The organism is Caballeronia sp. 11_S32 (assembly GCF_056930355.1).
The window spans coordinates 1339248-1365102 of sequence record NZ_JBXOWH010000003.1; the positions used below are offsets into that span (position 1 = coordinate 1339248).

Genomic DNA, 25855 nt, shown 5'->3' on the forward strand with positions numbered 1-25855 from the left:
TTATTGATGGTTGTGAAGCGTGAAGCTCACGTCGAGACGGCCGGTGGGCACGCTCATCGTGTTGCGTGTCGGCGGGTTGCGGAAGGCGGCGAGCGCATCGCGTTGCTGCTCTGTGCCGATGCCGAGCAGATCGAGCACGTGAACGACGACCGCGTTGAGCACCGACGTGTTGCCGTCCTCGACCTTCACCGCGATGCCGAGCGCGCCTTGCTCGCGGCGCACGCCGATCGCGTAGCTCGCATCGGCGCCGGTTTTGCCGACGAGCGCGCCGCCGAACGCCTGCATCAGCAGCGTGCAGAAGCGTCCTTCGCCCGCGACGAGCTCGGGATACGACGTCATCGCGCGGTGGATGCGCGCGAGCGGCGAGCCATCGGGCGCGACGGCGATCTTCACGAAGAGGCGCGCGAGACGTTCGAGCGGGAAGGCGGGCGTCGGCAGATTGCATCCGTCGATGGCCCATTGCACTTCGTCGTCCGCGAGATCGACGGCATGCGCCACCGTGCGCTTCACGTGCATCTGCAGCGGATGATCGGGCAGGTGGTAATCGGCGAGCGGCACGTTCATCGCACGCGCGCCCGCGAGCATGCCCGCGTGCTTGCCGGAGCAGTTGCTGCACACGGCGGTCGGCGTGAAATCGCGCCTGATCCAGTCTTTATAGACTGCTTCGGAAATCGGCGGATGGCCGCCGCAACGCAGATCGCTTTCGCTCGCGTTAGATCGGGCGAGCATCGCGCGGGCGCGCTCGATATGACGCGGCTCGCTGCTGTGCGAGGCGCACATCAGCGCGAGATCCGCGTCGGTGAAGCCGAAGCGCTCGAGCGCGCCGGTTTCGATGACGGCAAGCGCCTGCGCGGGCTTCGCGGCGGATCGCGGCAGCGTCACGCGGTACGGATCGCCGAAGGAAAACACGAGGCGTCCGTGCGCATCGACGACGGCGACGTGCGCCGCATGCGTGTTCTCGATGACATCGCCTCGATAGAGCGTGGCCGCGATCATTTCTTGTCCAGTCCGATTTCAGTCCAGAGCGCGTCGACGCGCCGCTTCACGGCTTCATCCATCACGATGGGGCGGCCCCACTCGCGATTCGTTTCGCCGGGCCACTTGTTGGTCGCATCCAGTCCCATCTTCGAGCCGAGCCCCGCAACCGGCGACGCGAAATCGAGATAGTCGATCGGCGTGTTGTCGACCATCACGGTGTCGCGCGTGGGATCGACGCGGGTCGTGATCGCCCAGATGACTTCTTTCCAGTCGCGCACGTTGACGTCTTCATCGACCACAACGATGAACTTTGTATACATGAACTGCCGCAGGAAGCTCCACACGCCGAGCATCACGCGCTTCGCGTGGCCGGGATAGCTCTTCTTCATCTGCACGATCGCCATGCGATAGCTGCAACCTTCGGGCGGCAGATAGAAGTCGGTGATCTCGGTGAACTGCTTCTGCAGGAGCGGCACGAATACTTCATTCAGCGCGACGCCGAGCACGGCGGGCTCGTCGGGCGGCTTGCCCGTATAGGTGGAATGGAACAGGGCGTCGCGGCGCATCGTGATCTTCTCGACGGTGAACACCGGGAACCACTCCTGTTCGTTGTAGTAGCCGGTGTGATCGCCGTAAGGCCCTTCGAGCGCGTGCTCGTATTTCGCGGCTGCGCCCGTCGACGGACGCGGCGGCGCGCCCTCGGGCGCGGGCGGCGGCGTGCCGTCCTGCGGATAGATGAAGCCTTCCAGCACGATCTCCGCGCGCGCGGGCACCTGCAACGTATCGACACCCGGCGTGAGGCACTTCGCGAGCTCCGTGCGTGAGCCGCGCAGGAGGCCCGCGAACTGATACTCGGACAAGGTATCGGGCACCGGCGTCACGGCCCCGAGGATCGTCGCGGGATCGGCACCGAGCACGACCGCGACAGGATACGGCTTGCCGGGATTCGCGAGCGCGAACTCGCGGAAATCGAGCGCGCCGCCGCGATGCGCGAGCCAGCGCATGATGAGCTTGTTGCGTCCGATCAACTGCTGCCGGTAGATGCCGAGATTCTGGCGCGGCTTGTTCGGCCCGCGCGTGACCGTGAGGCCCCAGGTGAGCAGCGGACCGGCGTCGCCGGGCCAGCAGGTCTGGATCGGCAGGCGGCCGAGATCGACATCGTTGCCTTCCCACAAGACTTCCTGACAGGGCGGCGCGCTGACCGATTTCGGCGCCATGTCCCACACGGCCTTGGCTAGCGAGAGCAGCTTGCCCGCGTCCTTCAGTCCCTTCGGCGGCTCGGGTTCCTTGAGCGCGGAAAGCAGTCTGCCGACATCGCGCAGCGAACTCAGCGCGGCGACATCGCTGCCGAGGCTGACATCGGCGCCGCTGTGCGGCTCGGTCTCGATGCCCATGCCGAGTGCGACGCGCCGCGTCGTGCCGAACAGGTTCGCGAGCACGGGCATCGTGTGGCCGGTGGGCGCTTCGAAGAGCAGCGCCGGTCCGCCCGCGCGCAATACGCGATCCGAGACTTCGGTGATTTCGAGAACAGGGGAGACGGGCTGCCGAATGCGGCGCAGTTCACCGAGCGCTTCGAGGCGGGCGGTGAAGTCGCGCAGATCTTTGTATTTCATCGATGGTCGGATTTGGACTCGAAGGCGCCCGAAGCACGAGGCTTCGAGGGGCGGAACGGCTGCGCGCTAAGCGATTGTCGATTTTACCTGCGTCGACGTCCGTGCGTTGGGGGACATTCAGCAAATTCCAGTGTGAACGGCCCGCGAGACGTGCCTTTCGGGCGCTGAACGGTGTTCAATATAACTGTAAGTAATTGAAACGGATATTTATATCATTGACGGATCATTAAACCCTGTTAGAATCGCTTGGCATCAATTGCAGGTTTTGAAACTTTTTACCTTAGCCTCAGGTCTTTCAGACGCACATGCGTCGCCTGCGCCGCTCCTGCCCGGCGACTCGTGGCTGTTGGTTGTCATGGCCGGCGTTTCACACGCCGGTTTTTCGCGTGGAAAGCCACGTGCGCATTCAGGGCATGCAGTTCGTGCCGCGCAACCCGGTGGTGAGTTACCGGGGATCGGCTTTCCAGACGGCGCATGCCGTATCCCCGATGCCGCTTACGCTTGCCAAGAGCCGGCGGTGTCTGATTTGTGTGTCGAATATGTGCTTAATTCGTATTCATCTGCGCAAATCATGCAACATTGGGAGTATCGATGAACGCTTCAGTTTGGTGGGGTTCCGACACCCGCGCCGCGCAGATCGTGCGTATGGTGCTGCGTCGCGGACGCTGGTTGAGTCACCATCTCTTTGCCATGGTCGGTTGCGCGGCCGTTGTCAGCGCGCTCGCCCTTTGGCTGCTGCCTTCGTGGCGCACAACGTTTGCCGCAAGGATCATGCCCTTCGTGTCGGCCGCTGTTCAGGCCGGTCCGGCGCGCCTGCTCGCGGGCCAGCCGCTGCCGCCGTTCGCGGCGGTGCATCGCCAGCCGAGCGATCCTATGCTGCCGGTTAACCTCGCGGCCAACGCGGCGTCGGCCAAGCCGAAGGCGCCCGGCGCGCTCGTGCCGTCGCTCGGCGCGGCCGCTTCCGACGACGCCAGCACGCATCACCTGACCGGCGGCATCAGCCTCGCGGTTTCGCCGAACGGGCTCGATCCCCGCACGATGCCGTCCGTCGGCATGCTGGCGAGCATGATTCCGGCGCAGCGCGTCGTTGCCGATGCGCGGGACGACCGCGTGCTCGTCTCCACCCGCGAGCAGAAACTCGTCGCGAACTTCATCGCGCGCCGCTATCGCGTGGCGGAAGAGCCGGTCAGCGAGCTCGTGCGCGCCGCGTTCGACACGGGCCGCGAAGTCGGCCTTGATCCGCTCCTGTTGCTCTCCGTGATGGCGATCGAATCGGGCTTCAATCCGTACGCCGAAAGCGGCGTTGGCGCGCAAGGCCTCATGCAGGTGATGTCGAAGGTTCATTCCGACAAATTCCAGTACTTCGGCGGCTCGCACGCGGCGCTCGATCCGCTCGCGAACATCAAGGTCGGCGCGCTGGTGCTGAAGGACTGCATCGCGCGCGGCGGCTCGGTGGCGGGCGGTCTGCGTTATTACGTCGGCTCGACCACCCAGGACGACGGCGGCTACGGCGCGAAGGTGCTGGCCGAGCGTTCGCGTCTGCGCGATGTCGCGCGCGGCCGCAACGTGCCGCTCAACGCGCCGCAGGCGCCGGTTCAGGCCGCGCCGAAGCAGGTGCTGGCGTCGGCATCGGCGGACAACAAGCGCGTGCACGTGACGATCGATGCGGCGAAGAAGTCGGCGTCGCAGGACGATGGTGACGGCGAAACGAAGCACGTCGCTTCGGCGGAGCTGGGCGCGTAAGGCTTTTGTTGCCGGATGTAAAAGAGAAAGGGCACCCGAGGGTGCCCTTTTTTGTTGTGCTGCCGGTTGTGATTACCGGCTGAACAATGAGCCCAATCGCTGAACCGCTTCTTCCAGCTTCGAATACGCCGTCGCATACGAAAGACGGAGGTAGCGCTCCGGCGCGTGGAACCCGAAATCCGCGCCCGGCACGAGCACGACGCCCGCGTCGTGGAGCATCGAGTGCGAGAGCGCGTCGCTGTTGCCGGCGGCGGGATGATGGACCGTGGTCGTATCGGCGTAGACGTAGAACGCGCCGTCGGGCACGACCGGCACGCCGAAGCCGAGCGAGCGCAGCGCCGGCACGATATAGTCGCGCCGCCGCTTGAACTCCAGCCGGCGCCCCTCGTAGATCGCGAGTGTCTCCGGCTCGAAACAGGCGAGCGCCGCGTGTTGCGCGAGCGCCGATGCGCAGATGAACAGATTCTGCGACAGCTTTTCGACCGCGCCGACCATCGCGTGCGGCACGACGAGCCAGCCGAGCCGCCAGCCGGTCATGTTGAAGTATTTCGAGAAGCTGTTCACCGTGACGACGTCGTCGCCGAAGGAGAGGGCGGACACGGGCTTCGCGTCGTAGCTCAAACCCTGATAGATCTCGTCGACGATCGTGAAGCCGCCGCGCGCGCGCACCGTGTCGACGATGCGCCGCAACTCGTCCGGCTCGATCGACGTGCCCGTCGGGTTCGATGGCGAAGCGAGCAGCACGCCGCGCGTTTTATCGCTCCAGTTTTCCTCGACGTGTTCCGCCGTAAGCTGAAAGCGCTCGGCCGGGCCGCTCGCGATCAGCACCGGCTTGCCATCGGCCGCCGACACGAAGTGCCGGTTGCACGGATAGCACGGATCGGGCATCAGCACTTCGTCGCCGTTATCGACGAGCGCCATGCAGGCGAGCAAGAGCGCTGCCGACGCACCCGCCGTCACGACGATGCGCTCCGGATCGACGGTCAGGCCGAAGGTATCGCGATAGTGCCGCGCGATCGCCTCGCGCAGCGCGTGGATGCCGAGCGCGTTGGTGTACTGCGTGACGCCGCGCTTCAGCGCGTCTGCGGCGGCGCGGATCACCGGCTCGGGCGCGGTGAAATCCGGCTCGCCGATGCTCATATGGATGACGTCGCGGCCCGCGCGCTCGAGCGCCTGAGCCTCTTTCATCAGCTCCATCACATAGAAGGGCTCGATTGCATCGACGCGCGACGCGAGCCTGACGAGCGGTTCCGAAACGCCGGTCATTTACGCTCCGCGTCCGCGCGCCTGCGCTTCGGCGGGACGCATCACGACGGCGAGCTTGTCGAGCACGCCGTTCACGTACTTGTAGCCGTCCGAGCCGCCGAAGGTTTTCGTCAGTTCGACCGCTTCATTGATGACGACGCGATACGGCACGTCGATGTGATGCTTGAACTCGAACGCTGCCACGAGCAGCACCGCGCGCTCGACCGGCGACAACTGCTCGATCGGGCGGTCGAGGCACGGCTGCAACTGTTCGGAAAGCGCGTCGGCTTCCTTGATCACGCCGTGCAGGATCGCATCGAGATGGTCCTTGTCGGCCTTGTCGAAGCCTTGCGAATTGCGCAGTTGCGCGTCGATTTCGCCGGCGGGCGCGCCCGACAGCAGCCACTGATAAAGCCCTTGCGTCGCGAGTTCACGCGAGCGGCGTCGTGCGCTCTTCATGCGCGGTCCTCGTCTTCTTCGTCTTCGTCTTCTTCATCGCCGTCGAGCTGCTCGAGCGCGACGGAGAGATTCGCCATCTCGACCGCCACGCGCGCGGCGTCGCGGCCCTTTTCGGTCATGCGGGCGACGGCCTGCTCGTCGTTCTCGGTCGTCAGCACCGCGTTCGCGACCGGAATGCCGAAGTCGAGCGCGATGCGCGAAATGCCCGAGCCGCTTTCGTTCGACACCAGTTCGAAGTGATACGTCTCGCCGCGCACGACGGCGCCGAGCGCGATCAGCGCGTCGAACTGGCCGGATTCCGCGAGCTTTTGCAGCGCGAGCGGAATTTCCAACGCGCCGGGCACGGTGACGAGCAGCACGTCCTGGCCGATCACGCCGAGGCGCTCCAGTTCTTCGATGCAGGCATCGGCCAGGCCGTTGCACACCGGTTCGTTGAAGCGCGACTGCACGATGCCGATGCGCAAGCCGTCACCGTCGAGGTTCGGCTGGTATTGTCCGATTTCCATGAATTGGGTCCTTCGCTTGGAATTGTCTGGAATAGGGTTGTGCGGCCGGCGGTCTCAGGCCGAGCGCAACTGGGTAATGGCCGGTTCCACCGGCGCGGCCGTCGCGGGGCAGCCGGGCATCGGAATGAAGCCCGTCACTTCGAGCCCGTAGCCCGACATGCTGCCGAGCTTGCGCGGGTTGGCCAGCACTTCCATCTTGCCGACGCCCAGATCGCGCAGGATCTGCGCGCCGATGCCGTAAGTCTTGAAGTCGATCGGGCGGCGCTTGAGCTCGGCGGCCTTGTCCTGCTGGTCGAACGCGTGGAATACGTCGATGAGATGCTCCTTCGTGTCGCCGCAGTTGAGCATGACGATCGCGCCGAGATCGCGCGCGGCGATTTCTTTCATGGCGGCGTCGATGGTCCACGAGTGCGTCGACGAATCGATTTCGAGCAGATCGAGCACGGAGAGCGGCTCATGCACGCGCACCGGCGTCGCGCGATCGGGGCTCGGCGTGCCACGCACGAGCGCGATGTGAGGCGAGTGCGTCGGCTCGTCGCGGTACAGCACCGCGCGGAACGGGCCGTGCGCGGTGTGCATGGTGCGCTCGCAGACTTTCTCGATGATCGACTCGGTGCGGCTGCGATAGTGGATCAGATCGGCGATGGTGCCGATCTTGATGCCGTGCTGCTGGCCGAACTCGATGAGATCCGGCAGGCGCGCCATCTCGCCGTCGTCCTTGATGATCTCGCAGATCACCGCGGCGGGCGTGAGGCCCGCGAGGGCGGTCAGGTCGCAGCCGGCTTCCGTGTGGCCCGCGCGCACGAGCACGCCGCCCGGCTGCGCCATGATCGGGAACACGTGCCCAGGCTGCACGATGTGCTCGGCGCGCGCGTCGTGCGCAACCGCCGCGGCGATGGTCTTCGCGCGGTCGGCGGCGGAGATGCCCGTCGTCACGCCTTCGGCCGCCTCGATGCTCACCGTGAACGCCGTGCCGTACTGCGTGCCGTTGCGGTGCGTCATGAGCGGCAGGTTGAGCAGCTTGCAGCGTTCCTGCGTGAGCGTGAGACAAATGAGACCGCGGCCGTACTTCGCCATGAAATTGATGGCTTCGGGCGTGACGAATTCGGCGGCGACGACGAGATCGCCTTCATTCTCGCGATCTTCTTCGTCGACGAGAATCACCATCCGTCCGGCTTTCAGTTCAGCGATGATCTCAGGAGTGGAGGCGAGCGACATGATGACGTCCCGTACGGGTCCGGTTTGGGGAAAGCGCGTATTTTACGCCACGCTTGGGCGACATTCGGTGAAATCGGCGGGCAGATGACCGGGAAGTTTGCCTGTGCCTTTCGGACGATCCGCGCCGCGGCGAAGGCTGGCTTTCGCCTTCAGGCGCGCGTCACGACGCGCTCATCATCCGCTCGACATACCGCGCGATCAGGTCGATTTCCAGATTGACCTTCGTCCCGGCCCGAAGCGCCTTGAGTGTCGTGACTTCGACCGTATGCGGGATCAGGTTGATGGAGAACTCGCAGCCGTCCGCGCGGTCGCTGACCGAGTTCACCGTGAGGCTCACGCCGTTCACCGTGACCGAGCCCTTGTAAGCCAGATACTTGCCGATGTCCTTCGGCGCGACGATGCGCAACTCGTGCGATTCGCCCACCGGTTCGAACTTCGAGACGAGGCCGAGGCCGTCGACGTGGCCCGAGACGAGATGCCCGCCCAGCCGGTCGTGCGCGCGCAACGCCTTTTCCAGATTCACTTCGGCGCCGGCGTCGCCGAGGCCGACCGTCTTGTTCAGGCTTTCGCGCGACACGTCGACATCGAACGCATCGGCGGACTTCTGAACCACCGTCATGCACGCGCCCTGGATCGCGATGCTGTCGCCGAGCTCGACATCGGCGAGATCGAGACTGCCCGCGGCGACCGTCAGACGGACGCCCGCGTCCTCCGAGCCGAGCGGCGTGACTTTTTCGATGCGGCCCACCGCCGCGACAATTCCTGTAAACATCGGCTTCGTTTCCTTGATTCGGTGCGTGATCAGCTTGCGACGTTCGTCCCGGCGAAGCGCGCGAGAATGCGCAGATCGTCGCCGAGCCGGTCGATGCGATGAAACTTCAGATGCGGCCGCGCATCCAGCGTCGCGGGCGGCGCGAAGTCGAACATGCCGGGCGCGCTGCCGAGCAGGCTCGGCGCGAGATAGATCAGCAGTTCGTCGACGCAGCCCTCGCGCAGCAGCGAGCCGTTCAGCTTGTGGCCCGCTTCGACGTGCAGTTCGTTGATGCCGCGATCGGCGAGCGCGGTGAGCATCGCGGGGAGATCCACCTTGCCCTGCTCGTTCGACAGCTCGATCAGCTCCGCGCCTTTCGCGCGCAATGCGCCGATGCGCGCGGAATCGGCGTCGGCGCTATGGAAGATCCACGGCGGCGCGCCGTCGAGAATGCGCGCCTGCATGGGCACGTCGAGGCGGCTGTCGATCAGCACGCGTTGCGGCTGACGCGGCGTGTCGACCGCGCGCACCGTCAGTTGCGGGTCGTCCTCGCGCACCGTGCCGATGCCGGTAAGAATCGCGCAGGCGCGGGCGCGCCACGCGTGACCGTCGGCGCGCGCGTCTTCGCCGGTGATCCACTGGCTTTCGCCCGTGGGCAGACCGGTGCGGCCGTCGAGCGTGGCCGCGACCTTCATGCGCACCCACGGACGGCGGCGCGTCATGCGCGACACGAAGCCGATGTTCATCTCGTGCGCCTCGTTCGCGAGCAGGCCGCAGCGCACGTCGATGCCCGCGTCGCGCAGCATCGCGAGACCGCGCCCGGACACGGACGGGTTCGGGTCTTCCATCGCCGCGATCACCTTCTCGACGCGCGCGTCGATGAGCGCGTGCGCGCAAGGCGGCGTGCGCCCGAAATGGCTGCACGGCTCGAGCGACACATACGCCGTCGCGCCCCGCGGATCCTTGCCGCGCGAACGGGCGTCCTTGAGCGCCTGCACCTCGGCGTGGTCCTGGCCGGCGGGCTGCGTGAAGCCCATGCCGATCACTTCGCCGTTCTTGACGAGCACGCAGCCGACACGCGGATTCGGCGTCGTCGTGTACATGCCGCGCGAGGCGAGCGCCAGCGCGCGTTCCATATGAGTGAAGTCGGTTTGCGAGAACATCGGCGCGGCCCGGTAGCGTCAGGCGGCGAGCGTCGCGAACGCGCCGCGCGCGGCGTCGATCGTCGCGTCGATGACGGCGTCGTCGTGCGCGCTCGACACGAAGCCCGCCTCGAACGCCGACGGCGCGAAGTACACGCCCGCGTCGAGCATCGCGTGGAAGAACGCGTTGAAGCGCTTCGTGTCGCCCTGCTGGATCTGCGCGAAGCTGCCCGGCACCTGATCCATGAAATACAGGCCGAACATGCCGCCGATCGAATCGGCGGAGAAGGGCACTTTGGCGTCGCGCGCGGCGGCGGAAAGGCCGTCGACGAGCTTGCGCGTCTGCTTCGCGAGGTCGTCGTGGAAGCCGGGGCGCTGGATCAGTTGCAGCGTTTTCAGGCCCGCGGCCACCGCGATCGGGTTGCCCGACAGCGTGCCCGCCTGATAGACGCCGCCCAGCGGCGCGAGATGCGCCATGATGTCGCGTCGTCCGCCGAAAGCCGCCGCCGGCATGCCGCCGCCGATGACCTTGCCGAGACAGGTGAGGTCCGGCTTGATGCCGTAGACCTCCTGCGCGCCGCCGAGCGCGACGCGGAAACCGCACATCACTTCGTCGAAGATCAGCACCGAGCCGTACTCGCTGCAGCGCTCGCGCAGCGCGTTCAGAAACTCGGGTGTCGCGCGCACGAGATTCATGTTGCCCGCGACCGGCTCGACGATCACCGACGCGATTTCCGAGCCGAACGCCTGGAACGCCTCGTTCAATTGCTCGACGTTGTTGTATTCGAGCACGGTCGTGTGCTTCGCGATATCGGCCGGCACGCCCGCCGACGTGGGATTGCCGAACGTCAGCAGCCCGGAGCCCGCCTTGACGAGCAGGCTGTCCGCGTGACCGTGATAGCAGCCTTCGAACTTGATGATGCGGCTGCGGTTCGTGAAGCCGCGCGCGAGGCGCAGCGCGCTCATCGTCGCTTCGGTGCCGGAGGACACCATGCGCACCTGCTCGATCGACGGCACGAGCTTGCAGATTTCCTCGGCGATTTCGATCTCGGCTTCCGTCGGCGCGCCGAACGAAAAGCCGTGCGCGAGCACGCGCTGCACGGCTTCGAGCACCTCGGGATGGACGTGGCCAAGGATCATCGGGCCCCACGAGCCGATGTAGTCGATATAGCGCTCGCCTTCCGCGTCCCAGAAATACGGTCCTTCTGCGCGCTCGATGAAGCGCGGCGTGCCGCCGACCGAACGGAACGCCCGCACCGGCGAGTTCACGCCGCCGGGGATGGTTCGTTGTGCGCGTTCGAAGAGAGCTTGATTCTTGGACATGGATGGCGGCCTGCGCTGAAAGTGGATGCGGGAATCGCGAGGGATGGGCGCTCGGGCGGCGACACGCGCAGCGCGAAATACGCGCGTCCGACGCGAAAAACGTTGCTGAAATTGTACCGGAGTCGATGCGAACGGGCCGTGTCGCGCCTGGATCGGCGTCGAACGTTTTGCCGTTTTTCGCACGGCCTAGCCCGATGCGGCGGGCGCGGACGGCAGCGCGGGCGGCCGGGAACGCCTTCCGGTCCGTTCCGTCCAGAGCTTTTCGAGCGCGCCTTCGGCCATCGGCTTGATGAGCGTGCCGGACATCTGCGCGTCCCAGGTCTGCACCGAGAACGGATGCGCGCGCAACTCGTCGCGGCTGACGACGACTTTCTCGTGCGCGTCGACGAGCCAGTCGTACGCGAAGTCGATGCACAGCCGATAGCCGCACTTGCTGCCGGCATCGGGTACTTCATACGGCGCGCGCGTCACGTAACCCGACGCGAACACGCCCTTCGGTGCCTGCGACACGCGATGCACGAACACGCGATCGCCCGGCATGAGCCCGCGCGCGGTGCCGCAGCCCCAGACATCGGCGACGGCCTCGCCCGCGGCCACGCGCCGCGCGACATCGGGAAGTTCGGGCCACGGCCACTTTTTTGGGCTCCAGATCAGCAGAAAAGCGGTCATCGGTTCGACGCAACGAGATGAAAAGGAGCGGTGAGCTTAGCGCAACCCGCCGGTGAGGGCCGGATCGCGGCGAGGCGTCGCGTACAATGAGCGCTCGCTCGCGCGGCTGAAAGCCGCGCCGCTTTGCTCATCCCCGTCTTGCGAACTCCATGCCCGACACCACCCGGCGCCGGCCCGATGGCCGGCTGATCCTGTTGCTCGGCGCGCTCGCCGCGTGCGGCCCGCTGTCGATCGACATGTATCTGCCGAGCCTGCCCGCGCTCGCGGCTTCCTTCGGCACGAGTCCGGCCGCCGCGCAAACCACGCTCACGAGCTTCATGTTCGGCTTCTCCTTCGGCATGCTGCTCTACGGCCCCATGTCCGACGCGTACGGACGGCGGCCCGTGCTGCTCGGCGGCATCGTGCTGTACGCGCTTGCGAGCATTGGCTGCGCGGCGGCATTCTCCATCGATGCGCTCGTCTTCGTGCGCTTCCTGCAGGCGCTCGGCGCGGGCGCGGCATCGGTGCTCGCGCGCGCCATTGCCCGCGATGCCCACGCGCCGAGCGACGCCGCCCGCGTGCTGTCGATGCTGTCCATCGTCACGTCGATCGGACCGTTGCTCGCGCCTTTGATCGGCGGGCAATTGCTCCTGCTCGGCGGCTGGCGCATCGTCTTCGTCGCGCTGACGCTGTTCGGGCTGACGTGCGCGGTGACCGCCTTTTTGCGCGTGCCCGAGACCTGGCCGAAGGAGAAGCGCGCGAGCGCGGCGGTCGGCAAGTCGTTCGCCGCGTACGGACATCTGCTCACCGATCCCGTCACCTGGGGCCACATGATGTGCGGCGGCATGGCGTTCGCATCGATGTTCGCGTACATCACCGCGACACCGTTCGTCTATATCGATTACTTCCACGTGAAGCCGCAGCACTACGGGCTGCTGTTCGGGCTGAACATCATCGGCATCATCGCGGGCAATGTGCTGAACACGAAGTTCGTCGGACGCGTCGGCGCCATGAAGATGATTTCGGCGGCGTCCTTCGTGAGCGTCGCGGCGGCGCTCGCGGTCGCGCTCGTGTCGCTGACGGGCTGGGGCGGGCTGTGGTCCATCGTCGTGACGCTGTTTTTCGTCGTCGGCGTGGTCGGCTTGCTGTCGGCCAATTGCACGACTGAGCTGATGCACCGCTATCCGCACAACGCGGGCGCGGCCGCCGCCGTCTTCGGCGCGATGCAGCTCGCGCTCGGCGCGCTCGCGAGTCTCGCGGTCGGGCTCTTTCATGACGTGTCGCCGCACGGCATGGGCATCGTGATCGGCACGTGCGGTGTGCTGACCTTCGCGGGACGCACGCTGGTGCTGCGCTCGCATGCGGCGCCCGTCAGAGTTTGAGTGGTGCGTGCGCGCCGCGAGCGGCTGCATCCGTTCTGGCGAAAAAACCCCGCCGAAGGGCGAGGTCAGGTCGTGCCGGGTCAAAGGTGCTTCTGATCGTGGTTCGTTTCGGTTCAGTTCGGCCATTCCCTGTTTGCGGCGCCGTCGTTGTCGACCACGATGACGCTCTTCGCGCGGGTTCTGTCCACGCAACCCGCTTGCTGAACTTCGACAAGGAATGGGTGCAACTTCACGTAGCCACATGCCCGCGACCTACCGAACGAATTCGCATCGACGGCGGACGCGCGAGACCGGCTGAAACGGGCCGTTGCGCGTCCTGGAACGTGCGTTACGGGCGCGACGCGAGGTTTATCGCGAGAAACGTAAATGCCGCCGCTTCCGCCTGCGCAACCGCTTCCGGCTCGACGCCCGCGCCATGACCGCCTTCGCCCGTTTCCTGATACCAGACGTCCGCGTGCCCTTGCGCTTGCATCCTGGCGGCCATCTTGCGCGCGTGGCCGGGATGCACGCGGTCATCGCTCGTCGATGAGGTGAAGAGCACGGGCGGATAAGACACGTCCGCTTTCACGTTTTGATACGGCGAATACGCCATCAGATGACGCAGGTCATCGGCATCGTCGGGGTCGCCGTATTCGTCGATCCACGATGCGCCCTGCAGCAGCAGATGAAACCGCGCCATGTCGACGAGCGGCACTTCCGAGAGCACCGCCCCGAACAGATCCGGCCGCTGCGTCATGCATACGGCCGTCAGCAGGCCGCCGTTGCTGCCGCCGCGAATCGCGAGCTGTTTCGCCGTCGTGACGCCGCTATCGATGAGCGCCTGCGCCACCGCGATGAAGTCGTCGAACGACACCTGCCGTTTTTCGCGCAACGCGGCCTGATGCCACGCCGGTCCGAATTCGCCGCCGCCGCGAATGTTGGCGATCGCGTACAGTCCGCCGCGCTCCAGCCACGCGATGCCGGTGGTCGCGTCGTAATGCGGATCGAGCGCGACTTCGAAGCCGCCGTAGCCGTAGAGCAGGCAAGGGCGCGCATCGGTGTCGTGCCCGACATCATGGCCGATCAGCCAGTACGGGATGCGCTCGCCGTCCGGCGCGATTGCGTGACGGCGCACGGCGGACAGGCCGCTCGCATCGAACTGCGCGGGCAGGCTGGCGAGCAACGCCCAGGGCGCGTCGCTCGCAAGATCGGCGTGATATAGCGAAGGCGGCATCAGAAAGTGCTCGACGTGAATGAGCACGGTGTCGTCGCGCTCGCTGTCGATGGAATCGACCCAGGACTGGCTCGCGTCGGGCAGTACGAACTCGCGCGTTGGCCAGACGGCGTTTTCGTCGGCCGGCGGACGCATCAGGGTGACGCGCGGCGTGCCGTCGTCCATCTGCGAGACGATCAGCCAGTGCTTCGTGAAGTCGATGCCCGCGAGCACGAGACGTTCGGACGGCGTGAAGAGCGCGATGAAATGGCGCGAGCCCGCGAGAAAGGCGTCGCGGCGGATGACGGTCAGGGCGCCGGGCGCATGGCGGCGGCCGCCCGCGTTCCAGTATTTGCGCGGCGTGACAAAGAGCCAGCCGTTCCAGTGCTCGATTTCCGCATGTGTCGGCAGATCGTATTGACGCCATTCGTTGGCGCTTTCGTCGAGCCAGTAATTGAGCGTGTCGTAGAACGTCACCGCGCGCGATGCGAGATGCAGCTTTTCGAGCGGATCGTAGTCCGCGCCCGCCGATACGTCGCGCCGCTCGCCTCTGAACACGACGGGCGCATCGGCGAGCAGCGTGCCGCGCTTCCAGCGACGCGACTCGCGCGGAAAGCCCGAGGTCGTGAGCGCGGGGCTCGGGTTCGTCTTGCTGTCGTCCCAGCCGACATAGACCGTGTCGCGATCGATCCACGAGATATCGTGCTTGCCGACATCGGGCAGCGTGAAGCCATCCGCGACGAACGACTTCGACGCAATGTCGAACTCGCGCACCATGCACGCGTCCGAGCCGCCCGGCGACAGGCTCACCAGCGCGCGATCGTAAGCGGGGTAGAGCATGTCGAAATCGGCGAGCGCCCAGCGGGTGTCGTCTTTTTCGTTCGTGTTGAGGTCGAGCGCGTCGACGTCGAGGATAGTTTCCCAAACGGGTGCGCCCGCGAGCCATGCGCTCCACGGCGTGCGCCGCACGATGCCGAGCGGATGCGCCTCGTCCTGCCACGTGTTGTAGGCCCAGTCGCCATAGCGCGAGCACGTGACGATGCGGTCCTTCGAGGTGTACGCCTTTTCCAGACGCCCGGCGAGCGCGCGCGCGTCGGCGGTGTTGCCGAACGCGGCCTCGGTGCGGCGATTCTGGGCATCGACCCAGGCTTGCACGCGGGCGTCGTCGAGCGCTTCGAGGCCGATGTAGGGATCGGCGCTGTCGGAAGCTGGCCAGGCGAGGTCGGGATGCGAGGAAAGAAGAGTCATGCGGGTCGGGGTGGATCGAAGTGCAAAAGGTCGATTGTGCCTGTAATGGGGACGCGAAGGCATGAGCGGGGAGGTTTTGGTAACGTGACGGCGATGATGGCTCGTGAATCAGGCTGGCCAGGTGAAGGGTAGCCTAGCCTCGACGAGTTGAGCGGAGGGCATCGCCCGCTTCACGTCCTCGAGCGGGGAGAATATGGCACCCCGAGCGCTGGCACTGTCCCATATGAAGGCAAGTGCAATTCGGCACGGCTGACCAATGCCGATAGTCGCGTCATCACACCCGCCCCCTCCAGGCCGCTCTACGAGTTGCTCGGAATCGCAGTCTTCTGCTGTCAGTTGGTCGTTTGGGGTGAAAGCGCACTCCATGGGCTTCTCCTTTCTTCCGCGTCTGCGCTCTTTTTGGGCCAGGCGCTTGAGGTCATAGGGACGAAATCTCTGTCAACGCGAGCCATTCGATATCGGGGCCATGCAATGAAAAGCGCCAGGAGCGTCGCAGGAAGCGCTGGCTAAAAGAATTCACTACCTGGCAGCCCGGCATTGGAATCGGCGCGCAAAGCGTCGTCTACTTTCGCTTTTCCGCAGACGTACACAGCGCACGATGGTTTTGTCGTCGTAGCCGCAGATCGCCCGCATCTAGGACTTATCGAGTAGTTGGTTATCCGAAAGATCGCTATAAAACCTATTCCAAGGCGATTCGAGGACCCCGCTTCATGTCGATGCTGGCAGTCAACCACCTGACGCCGGTGGTCGGAATTGACGTCCACATGGTGATCGTGCCGCCGGCGCCCAGCCCCATTCCGCTGCCGCATCCGCACGTGGGCGTGGTGCTCGATCTGCGCGAATACGTCAATGCGGCGATGGCGGTCATCGGCAGCATCGTGTTCAGCTTCGTCGAGGAGCAGGCCGAGGCCTTCGTGCAGGCCCACGAGCAGCAGATCGAGCAGCTCATGCACAGCGATCTCGTGCAATCGGGCATGGGCGCGGTGAACGCCGTCATGAGCAACGACGCCGTGCAGGCCGGCATGGGCGCGATGAACAAGCTCAACGCGCTGCAGAACAAGCTCAACGACGCGCTGGGCGGCAACGTCGGCCAGGGCGGGGGCGGCGCGCCGATCTTCATCAACGGGATGTTGCGCGCGACCGCCGGCACCCACACGTTTCACGTGCCGGGCCTGCATTTCCCGCTGGGTGCGAGCTTCGCGGCATCCGATGCAAAGGGCCCGTCGCAGGATTCCGAATCCTTCATGGGCAGCCGCACGGTGCTGGCCAATGGCGACCCGATGTCGTTTCTCGCGCTGCCCGCGCTCAGTTGCTGGTGCGCGGGCATGCTGCCGATGTCGCACAACAGCGCGCACACCGACCGCAAGTACATGTCGCTGCCGACTTCGGTGATGCTGCCGATCCCGGCCGAGCGTCCGGTGCTCGTGGGCGGGCCGCCGGTGATGAACATGATGGCGGTGGCCGCTGCGCTCTTCAAGGCGTTTCGCGGCTCGAAGCTCGCGAAGAAGCTGTTCGCGAAGTTTCCGTCGGGCTTCATCAAGTGCGTGATCTTCGACGCGGAGCCGGTCAACTCGATCACCGGCGAAGTCGTGGTGCAGCAGAATGACTTCACGGTCGAGGGCCGATTGCCGCTGGTATGGGACCGCTACTACGCCAGCCACGACGATTTCGCGGGTGCGCTCGGTCACGGCTGGCGCAGCCCGGCCGACATTCGTCTCGAGCTGGTGCGAGAAGGCGCGCAGTTTGGCGCGGCGGTGTACTTCGCGGATCACGCCACGGCGTTCGACGAACTGCCTGCGCAGTCGGGCTGGACGGAGCGTGTCTACGATCGCCAGCATGGGCATGCCCTCTTTATTGAGGATGACGAAATTCGTATCCGCACCCGCGCCGGAATCGAGTACGCTTTCGCCTTGCCTCGGCAGTGGCGCGAGCGCGTGCCGAGCGTCGCGGAGGGCCGCACCTTCGGCGTGCCGCTCGCGCGCCTGTCGGATCTGAACGGCAACGCGTGGCACATCGAGCGGCGTGTCGAGCCGCGCGACGGCAGCCTGTCGATCCGCTTCATCGAGCATGGCGGCGAGCAGCCGACGGGTCGCGAAGTGCTCGCCGGCCCCGGCAGCGTGAGGGGCTGCATCGGCGCCGTGGTCTTGCGCGATGCGCAGGGCGGCACGCACCGCCTGGCGACGTATCGTCAGGACGAGCAGGGCAACCTGGGCGCGGTGCTCGACGCGCACGACGTGCCCTACAGCTTCGAGTACGCAGGCCCGCACCAGATGGTGCGTCACACGGACCGCAACGGCCTGTCGTTCTACTACAACCACACGCGCCATGTGGACGGCGTCTGGCGCGTCGATCACGCGTGGGGCGATGGCGGCCTGTACGACTATCGCTTCGAGTATGACCTCGCACATCTGGAGACGCGCTTCACCGACTCGCTCGGGCATGTGACGGTGCTGCAGTACAACGACCAGCAGTGGCCGGTGGCGCGCATCGACGGATTGGGCGGCGTGCGCAGCTACCAGTACGACAGCCAGGGGCGAACCATCGCGGAGGTCGATCCCGGCGGCCACACCACGCAGTGGGAATACGACGCGTACGGCAATCTGCTGACGCATCGGCTGGCGGACCGCACGGTGGTGCGCACGGAGTACGACGCGGATCATCGTCCGGTGTCGATCACCGATCCCGAAGGCGGCGAGTGGCAGCAGTCATGGGATGCGCAGGGCAATCTGATCGCGCAGACGACGCCCTCGGGTATCGCAACGGCCTTCGCCTACGATGCGCGCGGTCAACTCCGGCACGTCACCGATGCCGCGCAGCGCACCACGACGCTTGACTACGACGGCTGCGGCTATCTGTCGAGCCTGAGCGATGCGTTGGGCGGCATCACGCGCTTCACGCACGATGCGCGTGGCAATCTGCTGCGCCGTGAATCGCCGGGGGAAGAGTCCACGCGTTACGTGTGGGACGCGAAGGACCGCCTGGTGGCGTGCGAACTTCCAGGCGGGCGGCAGGTGCGCTGCGAGTACGACCGTGAGGACAATCTGATCCGCTACACGGATGAAGCGGGCCAGATCACGCGCTTTGGCTACTACGGGCAAGGGCAGTTGCAGACGCGCACGGACCCGGACGGCAGCCTCACGCGGTATCACTACGATACGGAAGAGCAGCTCATCGGCGTGAGCAATCCGCTGGGCCAGACCTGGCAGCTCAGGCGCGACGCGGCGGGGCGGCTGATCGAGGAGATCGACTACTACGGGCAGTCGCGGCGCTATGCGTATGATGCGTCGGGCCATCTGAGCCGCACGGTCGATCCGCTGGGCACGGTGCTGGTGATCGCGTGCGATCCGCTCGGGCGCATCACGCGTCGAAGCGCGGACAGCGGCGCGGTGGAGGAATATGCGTACAACCGTCGCGGGCAGTTGATCGAAGCGCGCAATGCGCACGGCGTGGTGGAGCGCGCGTATGACGTCGATGGCCGGATCACCTGCGAGACGCAGCAGCAAGACGGGACGCTCGGCACGGTGGAGTACGTGTACGACGCGGCCGGGGAACTGGGCACGCAGCGGCGTGAGTTGCGTTCATCGGCGAGCGAGGCGGCGTATCGTCAAACGCTGGCGTACGGTTACGACGCGTTGGGGCAGGTCCAAACGCTGAAGATCGGCGCGCACGAGCCGATTCGCTTCACGCATGACATGGCGGGTCGGCTGAGCGGGCTGCGGCTCAGCGCGCAACTCGATCAGCTGTACGAGTACGACGGCGCGGGACGGCTTGCACGGCAGACGGCAAGGGCGGCGGGGCAGCGCGATGCGCAGGTGGCGTACGAGTACGACCCGAGCGGCAATCTGGTGACGCGCAGCGATAGCCGGCTCGGGGTGGATCGGTATCGCTACGATCCCTTGGGGCGGATTGTCGCGCATACGGATCCGGCCGAGCGCGTGCGTCACTTCGTGTACGACGCGCAGGGCGATCGTTTCCGCACAGTGCGTGAGGATCGGGACGGGCGCGAACTGCGTCAGGCCGATGGTGCGCATTGGTGGATGGATGCGGCGGGGCAACTGACCGAGCGTCACGATCGCGAACTGGGCGTGCAGCGTTTCGAGCGGGATGAGTTTGGACGCTTGGCGCGGTTCGAGAACACGTCCAACGAGCGCTGGACGTATCGCTACGATGCGCTGGGGCGACGCATCGGCAAGCAGGCGGCGGAGGGGCGCATCGCGGGGAGGACGCATCGCGAGCAGGGTTCGTGCACGCACTTCCTGTGGGACGGCGATGTGATGGTGGGCGAAGTGCGCGAGGCCCCGGCCTGTGCTGGACAGGCGCGGTTCTATGCGTATCATGAAGGCAGCTTCGAGCCGCTGGCGATGCAGGGGTTGGAGCGGCAGGCGGATGGCGCGGGTGGTGGGCAGGTGGTTGAGACGGGGTTATTCTTTTACGAGAATGAACCCAATGGTGCGCCGAGCCGACTACGAAACGAAGCAGGCGAGATCGTCTGGGAGGCGCATTATGGTGTGACCGGTGGGGTGGATTGGGTCGAGGCGCGAGGCGTCGAGCAGCCGATTCGGCTACAGGGCCAGTACTTCGATCGGGAGTCGAGCCTCTGCTATAACCGACACAGATATTTCGATCCGCAGACCGGCATATTCATATCACAAGATCCGATCGGCCTCGCCGGCGGATTAAATCCGTATCAGTTCGCGCCTAATATCTTTGGTTGGGTCGATCCGCTTGGCCTAAGTGTTGAACCGGGCGATCTGCTCGTAAAGGGCGGCGGGAAATATACCGAAGTAAAACTTCCGCCCAAAGTAGTCGTAGAGCAAAGTGGCGTAACCATTGTTCATAATTATAAAAGCGGTGACCACGGCCCTGCACACTTACATGTTTCCGGTAATGGTCCGAAAACGAAGATTGGTCAAAACGGAAAACCAATAAAAGGGTCGCCTCCACTGAGCTCTCAGCAAGAGGCAGTTGTGTCTGCTAATAAATGTAAAATAAAGCGAGCTGTAGATAAAATTCAGCGGTGGTTTAGATTCCATAACAAATACTAAGTTCGAGGCGAAGGTCATGGATCTTGAAAAAATATGGGTTTTCTCCGGGTCTGGAGGAAGCTTTCCGTCGGGCGTATTTTTGAATTTTGAAGATGCAAAAAAATGGATAGGGCGCCACAAGTTAACTGGCGTGCTTACCCTTTATCCAATTAATGTTGGAGTTTATGATTGGGCCATTGAAAAGCAATTATTCAATCCAATAAAAGATGCGCAGAGAACGCCTGAGTTCATAGGGAGGTTTTCTTGCGCATCAATGGAACACTTTCACTTTGAGGATGGTGAAGAAGATTGAGGTTCTTCGGATGCGCGTTTTAAGAGTCAAGATCGAGAAGAGCCGGCCGCGTTCTGCAGCTTCTTTCGCTATTCAGCGGTAGTCACAAGTCTTCCGTGTTCAACGTTGATCTTGACGCGCTGCCCTGCGTGAAACCCCGCGTGCTCGATCCATCGTCCGGCGAGTTTCATCCACGGATAGAGCGGCGGTTTGGTGCGCAGATGGGCGGGCTTGTGCCAGTTGCGGTTGAATCGCTGTGATTGCTGAATGGTCACGAAGCGTTCCGTAACGGGTGGAGTGCTTTAATACGGTTACGACGGGCATGGGCAGGTACAAACACTGAAGATCGGCGCGCACGAGCCGATCCGCTTCACGCATGACATGGCGGGTCGGCTGAGCGGGCTGCGGCTGAGCTCGCAACTGGATCAGCTGTACGAGTACGACGGCGCGGGACGGCTTGCGGCGAGGTCGTTTGGGAGGCGCATTATGGTGTGACCGGTGGCGTTGACCATTTAGAGGCGAGAGGTGTTGAGCAGCGGTAGGCTCATGGGTCAATACTTTGATCGGGAGTCGAGCCTCTGCTACAACCGGTTCCGTTACCGTGATCCGAAGACGGACCAATTCATCTCGCAAGACCCGATAGAGCTAGCGGGCGGCATCAATCCGTATCAGTTCGCGCCTAACGACTTTCGGTGGATCGATACACTTGGGTTGGCGAACAAGGCTTTCCGTAATCAGCTGAGGCAGATAATGGAGAAGGCTCAGAAAAAGGAAGGGAATACTGGTTGCTCATTTGCTGTTGATCGTCGCGCGGCAGATCACTTAGGTAGGGTGTTTGTCGGTGAAGGCCATACGACGAGTAGAGGGAGAAATGGCGAGATAGGGTTTACTTCATCTGATCGGCTAAAGCTATATAGAAGCCCTTCCGATAAAGCGTCTGACTTTGCGAGGACAGGTAAGCAAGCGAATTTCCATATCTAGGGAAACCGCAACGATCGTTTCTTCGATACGCAGAAGTCATCCAATGTTCACATCCATATAAACTGAGATTATTTATTCATTCTGCTTACGCGGGCGATGGTGAAAATCTTCGGGTGTGGCTGCCAAAAAATGAACTCATTGTGTGCGAATTCATTTCTGTCTCGATTGGTGAGAAAGGTAGAAAAACGAAAGACGGATTCTCAATCAGAATTGCAACACCAGATGGCCTGCGGCAACTCGCTTCCGAAAGTGGTATCTTGGCGTCCCGCCCGTTGCTAGTGATGGAGCGATACAGTTTCGAGAATCTTTGGAGATGGTTGAATGATGTTGTTGTAGCCTGTGAAGCCGAAACGTGGATTAAGTGTGTTAAAAATTTAAAAGGATATTTTGATTGGGAGTTTGATGGCTATCAAGCTTGAGTCGACGCAATGGAAGGGCCGCGAAAGCGGCCCTTGTCTTGGGTTCCGACACAATAGAACATCCGCGAAATCCGGTAAGCTCGATGCGCATCGGATGCGCTGTCCCGGTTTGATAGAACCGCGCTTGATCGCCGAAGCTAGGCGAACTTACCCCTCGGCGTGGCATGCGAACGAATACTGACGCATTGAAAATGCATCCGCGGAATCCGGTTAAGGCAGGTGGTTGTGCGTGTGGCGCATGGGAACGTGTAAGGCCCGTTACAACCACTATCGGTACTTCGATCTCAATACTGGGTAGTTCATCAGTCAAGGTCCGATTGGATTAGATGGTAGTCAATCCATATGAGTTTGCGTCCAACCAGATGGATTTGCTATCGCTTGGGCTCCGAAAGCTGCGCCAGTCTTGCTTATCCTCCAACAAGAGATTTCAGGCGCCCTATCGATGATCTCGCATTCGATGACTCTACGTTTCTCAATAAAGAATCAGCGTGGTCACTAAAAAGTGTTTGCGACAAAGTCGTTGATGGAAAGTCAAGTGCGCGCAGAATGTATTTAATGCTCGCATGAAATCGTAGAAGACGAAAAATGTAGCCTTTTACCGGCATCGGCACTTCGATCCGCACATGGATTCATTAACTTGATCACCCAACAAAAAACGCCACGGCGAACCGTGGCGTCTCAAACTCGACCAACCCACACCCTCAAGCCAGCCGTTCCTCCGTCTGCAGATCGAACAACACGGCCTTCGACACATCGAACAGCAGCGTCATGTTCGACATCGGCTGCGGATTCGACGCCGGGTGCACGCGCGACACGACGCGCTTGCCGTTCACCTGCGCGAACACGAGCGTGTCCGGCCCGGTCGGCTCGATCACGTCGACGCGCACGTCGACCGGCTGCAAGCTGGCATCCGACACATCGTGCGCGCTGCGTGAATCCGTGATGCGCTCCGGACGCAAACCGAGAATCACGTCCTGACCGACCTTGCCGCGCAACCGGCCGGCATCGAACGGCAGATTCAGCACTTTCTGCGCGACGCCCGTATCCAGTTGCAACCCGACGCCCGAGCCCGCCTCGACGAGCTTGCCCGTGATGAAGTTCATCGGCGGCGCGCCGATAAAGCCCGCGACGAACAGGTTCGACGGCGAATCGTAGATTTCCTGCGGCGCGCCGAACTGCTGCACGATGCCGTCCTTCATCACCGCGATGCGGTCGCCGAGCGTCATCGCTTCGATCTGATCGTGCGTCACATAGACGATCGTCGTGCCGAGGCGCTGATGCAGCAGCTTGATCTCCGAACGCATCTCGATACGCAGCTTCGCGTCGAGGTTCGAGAGCGGCTCGTCGAACAGGAACATCACCGGATCGCGCGCGAGTGCACGGCCCATGGCGACGCGCTGACGCTGGCCGCCGGAAAGCTGCCCCGGCTTGCGATCGAGCAGATGACCGATCTGCAAGGTCTCCGACACGCGATCGACGATCTTCTTCTGCTCGTCCTTCGGCACCTTGCGGATATTGAGGCCGAACGAAATGTTGTCGCGCACGCTCATCGAAGGGTAGAGCGCGTAGGACTGGAACACCATCGCGATATCGCGATCCTTCGGCGACAGATTGTTGACCGTCTTGCCGTCGATCATGATGTCGCCGCGGGTCACGGTCTCCAGCCCCGCGATCATGTTCAGCAAGGTCGACTTGCCGCAGCCCGAGCCGCCGACGAGGATCAGGAACTGACCGTCCTCGATATCGATGTTGACGCCCTTGAGAACCGGCACCCCGTTCGGGTAGGTCTTGTACACGTCACGGATGGAAAGGCTTGCCATGTGAATCCTCTATATCTCTATCGGGCGATGCCCGATTAACCCTTCACCGCGCCGGCCGTCAGCCCGCGCACGAAATAACGTCCGGCGATCATGTAGACGAGAATCGTCGGCAATGCGGCGATGATCGCGCCCGCCATGTCGACGTTGTATTCCTTCACGCCCGTCGACGTGTTCACCAGGTTGTTCAGCGCCACCGTGATCGGCATGGAATCCACGCCCGAGAACACGATCCCGAACAGGAAGTCATTCCAGATCTGCGTGAACTGCCAGATCAGGCACACCATGAAGATCGGCAGCGACACCGGCAGAAGGATCTTCGTGAAGATCGTGAAGAAACCCGCGCCGTCGATACGCGCCGCCTTCACGAGCTCGGCCGGAATGCTCACGTAGAAGTTGCGGAAGAACATCGTCGTGAACGCGATGCCGTAGATCACGTGGACGAGCACGAGGCCGGTCGTCGTGTTCGAGAGGCCGAGATAGCCCTGCAGGCGCGCCATCGGAAGCAGAATGGCCTGGAAGGGGATGAAGCAGCCGACCAGCAACATCGTGAAGAAAGCGTCCGCGCCGCGAAAACGCCAGTGCGTCAGCACATAGCCATTGAACGCGCCGACGAACGACGAGATCAGCACGGCCGGAATCACCATGCGCACCGAGTTCATGAAGAACGGCTGCATGCCGTCGCAGCGCACGCCGGTACACGCTTCCTGCCACGCCTTCACCCACGGCGCGAAGGTGAAGTGCGAAGGCGGCGTCAGCAGGTTGCCCGTGCGAAGCTGGTCGAGATCCTTGAACGACGTCGACAGCATCACGTAGATCGGGAACAGGAAGTAGAGCGCGAAAAGTATCAGCACCGCGTAGATGACGGCGCGGCTCAAGGTCATCTTAGGCTGCATTGCGGGTGCTCCTCGATTCGAGATACATGAGCGGCACGAGCACCGCGACGACGGTGGCGAGCATCATCATCGACGATGCCGCGCCCACGCCGAGCTGTCCACGATTGAACGAGAACGTGTACATGAAGATCGCCGGCAGCGACGACGACGTTCCCGGACCGCCCGCCGTCAACGCGACGACCAGGTCGAAGGTCTTGATCGTGATGTGGCAGAGAATCAGCAGCACGGAGAAGAACACCGGCCGCATGCTGGGAATCACGATCTTGCGGTAGATGGTCGGCAAGGTTGCGCCATCGACTTGCGCGGCCTTGAAGATTTCGCTGTCCACGCCGCGCAAACCGGCGAGGAAGAGCGCCATCACGAAGCCGGTCGATTGCCACACCGCCGCGATCACGACGCAGAAGATCGCCTTGTCGGGATCGCCGAGCCAGTTGAACGAAAAGCTCGTCCAGCCCCAGTCGTGAAACACTTTCTCCAGGCCGAGGCTCGGATTCAGAATCCACTGCCACGCGGTGCCGGTCACGATGAACGAGAGCGCCATCGGGTAGAGGAAAACCGCGCGCAATGCGCCTTCGTTGCGGATCTTCTGATCGAGAAGGATCGCGAGGAAGAGGCCGAGCAACACGCAGATGCCGATGAACGGAATGCCGAACCAGCCGAGGTTGGCGGCGGATGTCCACCAGACGTCGTTGGCGAAGAGCTGCCTGTACCGGTCGAGACCGGCGAAGTCGTAGCGCGGCATGAGCCGCGATTCGGAAAGCGACAGATACCCGGTGATGGCGATGAAGCCGTACACGAAAACGAGCGCGATAACGATGCTGGGAGCGAGCACCAGCTTCGGAATCAGGCGATCGGCGAGCGCCGCCGTCGGTGAGGCGCGACGGGGCGGATTTTGCGGTTTCTTGTCCGCGGTGATGGAGGCAGTCACGACTCGACTCCTGGAAGTTGCGCCGGCGGTGCCGTGCGTTGGGCGGCACG

The 25855-nt window shown here is 63.7% G+C and carries 21 protein-coding genes; 6 read left to right on the forward strand and 15 right to left on the reverse strand.

Going from position 1 to position 25855, the window contains the following annotated elements; genetic code table 11:
- Positions 1-996, reverse strand: coding sequence for an asparaginase (locus AC1Z32_RS17840; protein ID WP_483479868.1), 996 nt, complete (start codon positions 994-996; stop codon positions 1-3).
- A complete protein-coding gene (locus AC1Z32_RS17845; RefSeq protein ID WP_483479869.1) occupies positions 993-2591 on the reverse strand; it encodes a UbiD family decarboxylase in 1599 nt (532 codons plus the stop codon). The genes AC1Z32_RS17840 and AC1Z32_RS17845 overlap by 4 nt, the downstream gene beginning before the upstream one ends.
- A 591-nt stretch (positions 2592-3182) precedes the next feature.
- Between AC1Z32_RS17845 and AC1Z32_RS17850 the strand changes: the two genes are divergently transcribed.
- Entirely contained in the window at positions 3183-4334 is a 1152-nt protein-coding gene (locus tag AC1Z32_RS17850) for a transglycosylase SLT domain-containing protein (RefSeq protein WP_483479870.1), read from the forward strand.
- 72 nt (positions 4335-4406) lie between these two features.
- Here AC1Z32_RS17850 and AC1Z32_RS17855 read toward each other — a convergent pair whose 3' ends face one another.
- The 8 genes from AC1Z32_RS17855 to AC1Z32_RS17890 all read right to left on the reverse strand — a co-directional run bounded on the left by AC1Z32_RS17855 (position 4407) and on the right by AC1Z32_RS17890 (position 11647).
- Positions 4407-5600: a pyridoxal phosphate-dependent aminotransferase gene (locus AC1Z32_RS17855; RefSeq protein ID WP_483479871.1), complete on the reverse strand. Its 1194-nt coding sequence runs from the start codon at positions 5598-5600 to the stop codon at positions 4407-4409.
- Positions 5601-6038, reverse strand: a complete 438-nt coding sequence (nusB, locus tag AC1Z32_RS17860; RefSeq protein ID WP_483479872.1) for a transcription antitermination factor NusB — start codon at positions 6036-6038, stop codon at positions 5601-5603. It abuts the gene before it with no gap.
- Entirely contained in the window at positions 6035-6544 is a 510-nt protein-coding gene (gene ribH / locus AC1Z32_RS17865) for a 6,7-dimethyl-8-ribityllumazine synthase (protein ID WP_062254302.1), read from the reverse strand. The genes nusB and ribH overlap by 4 nt, the downstream gene beginning before the upstream one ends.
- Positions 6545-6598: 54 nt before the next feature.
- A complete protein-coding gene (gene ribBA, locus AC1Z32_RS17870; protein WP_483479873.1) occupies positions 6599-7762 on the reverse strand; it encodes a bifunctional 3,4-dihydroxy-2-butanone-4-phosphate synthase/GTP cyclohydrolase II in 1164 nt (387 codons plus the stop codon).
- Positions 7763-7922: 160 nt separating this feature from the next.
- Entirely contained in the window at positions 7923-8534 is a 612-nt protein-coding gene (locus AC1Z32_RS17875; protein ID WP_483479874.1) for a riboflavin synthase, read from the reverse strand.
- 29 nt (positions 8535-8563) lie between these two features.
- A complete protein-coding gene (gene ribD, locus AC1Z32_RS17880; RefSeq protein ID WP_483479875.1) occupies positions 8564-9676 on the reverse strand; it encodes a bifunctional diaminohydroxyphosphoribosylaminopyrimidine deaminase/5-amino-6-(5-phosphoribosylamino)uracil reductase RibD in 1113 nt (370 codons plus the stop codon).
- Between the two features lie 18 nt (positions 9677-9694).
- Positions 9695-10978, reverse strand: coding sequence for a glutamate-1-semialdehyde 2,1-aminomutase (gene hemL, locus AC1Z32_RS17885; RefSeq protein WP_483479876.1), 1284 nt, complete (start codon positions 10976-10978; stop codon positions 9695-9697).
- Positions 10979-11164: 186 nt separating this feature from the next.
- On the reverse strand, positions 11165-11647 hold the full coding sequence (locus AC1Z32_RS17890) for a hypothetical protein (RefSeq protein WP_483479877.1): 483 nt from the start codon (positions 11645-11647) through the stop codon (positions 11165-11167).
- A 149-nt stretch (positions 11648-11796) separates the two neighbouring features.
- Between AC1Z32_RS17890 and AC1Z32_RS17895 the strand changes: the two genes are divergently transcribed.
- A complete protein-coding gene (locus tag AC1Z32_RS17895; protein ID WP_483479878.1) occupies positions 11797-13008 on the forward strand; it encodes a Bcr/CflA family multidrug efflux MFS transporter in 1212 nt (403 codons plus the stop codon).
- Positions 13009-13336: 328 nt separating this feature from the next.
- Here the strand turns inward: AC1Z32_RS17895 and AC1Z32_RS17900 are convergent, their stop codons facing one another.
- Positions 13337-15448, reverse strand: coding sequence for a prolyl oligopeptidase family serine peptidase (locus AC1Z32_RS17900; RefSeq protein ID WP_483479879.1), 2112 nt, complete (start codon positions 15446-15448; stop codon positions 13337-13339).
- Between the two features lie 710 nt (positions 15449-16158).
- Between AC1Z32_RS17900 and AC1Z32_RS17905 the strand changes: the two genes are divergently transcribed.
- Both AC1Z32_RS17905 and AC1Z32_RS17910 read left to right on the forward strand, forming a co-directional pair.
- The gene (locus AC1Z32_RS17905) at positions 16159-20493 is read left to right on the forward strand and encodes an RHS repeat-associated core domain-containing protein (protein WP_483479880.1); all 4335 of its coding nucleotides are present in this window, start codon (positions 16159-16161) and stop codon (positions 20491-20493) included.
- Between the two features lie 16 nt (positions 20494-20509).
- Positions 20510-20785, forward strand: a complete 276-nt coding sequence (locus AC1Z32_RS17910) for a DUF7710 domain-containing protein (RefSeq protein ID WP_483479881.1) — start codon at positions 20510-20512, stop codon at positions 20783-20785.
- Positions 20786-20853: 68 nt separating this feature from the next.
- Here AC1Z32_RS17910 and AC1Z32_RS17915 read toward each other — a convergent pair whose 3' ends face one another.
- Positions 20854-21039, reverse strand: coding sequence for a SymE family type I addiction module toxin (locus tag AC1Z32_RS17915; protein ID WP_483479882.1), 186 nt, complete (start codon positions 21037-21039; stop codon positions 20854-20856).
- Between the two features lie 271 nt (positions 21040-21310).
- Between AC1Z32_RS17915 and AC1Z32_RS17920 the strand changes: the two genes are divergently transcribed.
- Together AC1Z32_RS17920 and AC1Z32_RS17925 are read left to right on the forward strand one after the other, a co-directional pair.
- Entirely contained in the window at positions 21311-21745 is a 435-nt protein-coding gene (locus AC1Z32_RS17920; protein WP_483479883.1) for an RHS repeat-associated core domain-containing protein, read from the forward strand.
- A 74-nt stretch (positions 21746-21819) separates the two neighbouring features.
- Positions 21820-22164, forward strand: a complete 345-nt coding sequence (locus AC1Z32_RS17925; RefSeq protein ID WP_483481670.1) for an Imm8 family immunity protein — start codon at positions 21820-21822, stop codon at positions 22162-22164.
- 701 nt (positions 22165-22865) lie between these two features.
- On the opposite strand, the gene AC1Z32_RS17930 is transcribed toward AC1Z32_RS17925, so the two are convergent.
- From AC1Z32_RS17930 to AC1Z32_RS17940, 3 genes are read right to left on the reverse strand one after another with little or no spacing between them, the layout of a single operon-like run.
- On the reverse strand, positions 22866-23984 hold the full coding sequence (locus tag AC1Z32_RS17930; protein ID WP_483479884.1) for an ABC transporter ATP-binding protein: 1119 nt from the start codon (positions 23982-23984) through the stop codon (positions 22866-22868).
- Between the two features lie 35 nt (positions 23985-24019).
- Entirely contained in the window at positions 24020-24877 is an 858-nt protein-coding gene (locus AC1Z32_RS17935; RefSeq protein WP_041730209.1) for a carbohydrate ABC transporter permease, read from the reverse strand.
- Positions 24867-25805, reverse strand: a complete 939-nt coding sequence (locus tag AC1Z32_RS17940; RefSeq protein WP_483479885.1) for a carbohydrate ABC transporter permease — start codon at positions 25803-25805, stop codon at positions 24867-24869. Before AC1Z32_RS17940 ends, AC1Z32_RS17935 begins: the two co-directional genes overlap by 11 nt.
- Positions 25806-25855: the final 50 nt, after the last annotated feature.

What these genes read in the sequence shown, in the direction of transcription:
- AC1Z32_RS17840 (WP_483479868.1), bottom strand. Translation starts at nt 996, where the DNA reads ATGATCGCGGCCACGCTCTATCGAGGCGATGTCATCGAGAACACGCAT.
- AC1Z32_RS17845 (WP_483479869.1), bottom strand. Translation starts at nt 2,591, where the DNA reads ATGAAATACAAAGATCTGCGCGACTTCACCGCCCGCCTCGAAGCGCTC.
- AC1Z32_RS17850 (WP_483479870.1), top strand. Translation starts at nt 3,183, where the DNA reads ATGAACGCTTCAGTTTGGTGGGGTTCCGACACCCGCGCCGCGCAGATC.
- AC1Z32_RS17855 (WP_483479871.1), bottom strand. Translation starts at nt 5,600, where the DNA reads ATGACCGGCGTTTCGGAACCGCTCGTCAGGCTCGCGTCGCGCGTCGAT.
- nusB (WP_483479872.1), bottom strand. Translation starts at nt 6,038, where the DNA reads ATGAAGAGCGCACGACGCCGCTCGCGTGAACTCGCGACGCAAGGGCTT.
- ribH (WP_062254302.1), bottom strand. Translation starts at nt 6,544, where the DNA reads ATGGAAATCGGACAATACCAGCCGAACCTCGACGGTGACGGCTTGCGC.
- ribBA (WP_483479873.1), bottom strand. Translation starts at nt 7,762, where the DNA reads ATGTCGCTCGCCTCCACTCCTGAGATCATCGCTGAACTGAAAGCCGGA.
- AC1Z32_RS17875 (WP_483479874.1), bottom strand. Translation starts at nt 8,534, where the DNA reads ATGTTTACAGGAATTGTCGCGGCGGTGGGCCGCATCGAAAAAGTCACG.
- ribD (WP_483479875.1), bottom strand. Translation starts at nt 9,676, where the DNA reads ATGTTCTCGCAAACCGACTTCACTCATATGGAACGCGCGCTGGCGCTC.
- hemL (WP_483479876.1), bottom strand. Translation starts at nt 10,978, where the DNA reads ATGTCCAAGAATCAAGCTCTCTTCGAACGCGCACAACGAACCATCCCC.
- AC1Z32_RS17890 (WP_483479877.1), bottom strand. Translation starts at nt 11,647, where the DNA reads ATGACCGCTTTTCTGCTGATCTGGAGCCCAAAAAAGTGGCCGTGGCCC.
- AC1Z32_RS17895 (WP_483479878.1), top strand. Translation starts at nt 11,797, where the DNA reads ATGCCCGACACCACCCGGCGCCGGCCCGATGGCCGGCTGATCCTGTTG.
- AC1Z32_RS17900 (WP_483479879.1), bottom strand. Translation starts at nt 15,448, where the DNA reads ATGACTCTTCTTTCCTCGCATCCCGACCTCGCCTGGCCAGCTTCCGAC.
- AC1Z32_RS17905 (WP_483479880.1), top strand. Translation starts at nt 16,159, where the DNA reads ATGTCGATGCTGGCAGTCAACCACCTGACGCCGGTGGTCGGAATTGAC.
- AC1Z32_RS17910 (WP_483479881.1), top strand. Translation starts at nt 20,510, where the DNA reads ATGGATCTTGAAAAAATATGGGTTTTCTCCGGGTCTGGAGGAAGCTTT.
- AC1Z32_RS17920 (WP_483479883.1), top strand. Translation starts at nt 21,311, where the DNA reads ATGGGTCAATACTTTGATCGGGAGTCGAGCCTCTGCTACAACCGGTTC.
- AC1Z32_RS17930 (WP_483479884.1), bottom strand. Translation starts at nt 23,984, where the DNA reads ATGGCAAGCCTTTCCATCCGTGACGTGTACAAGACCTACCCGAACGGG.
- AC1Z32_RS17935 (WP_041730209.1), bottom strand. Translation starts at nt 24,877, where the DNA reads ATGCAGCCTAAGATGACCTTGAGCCGCGCCGTCATCTACGCGGTGCTG.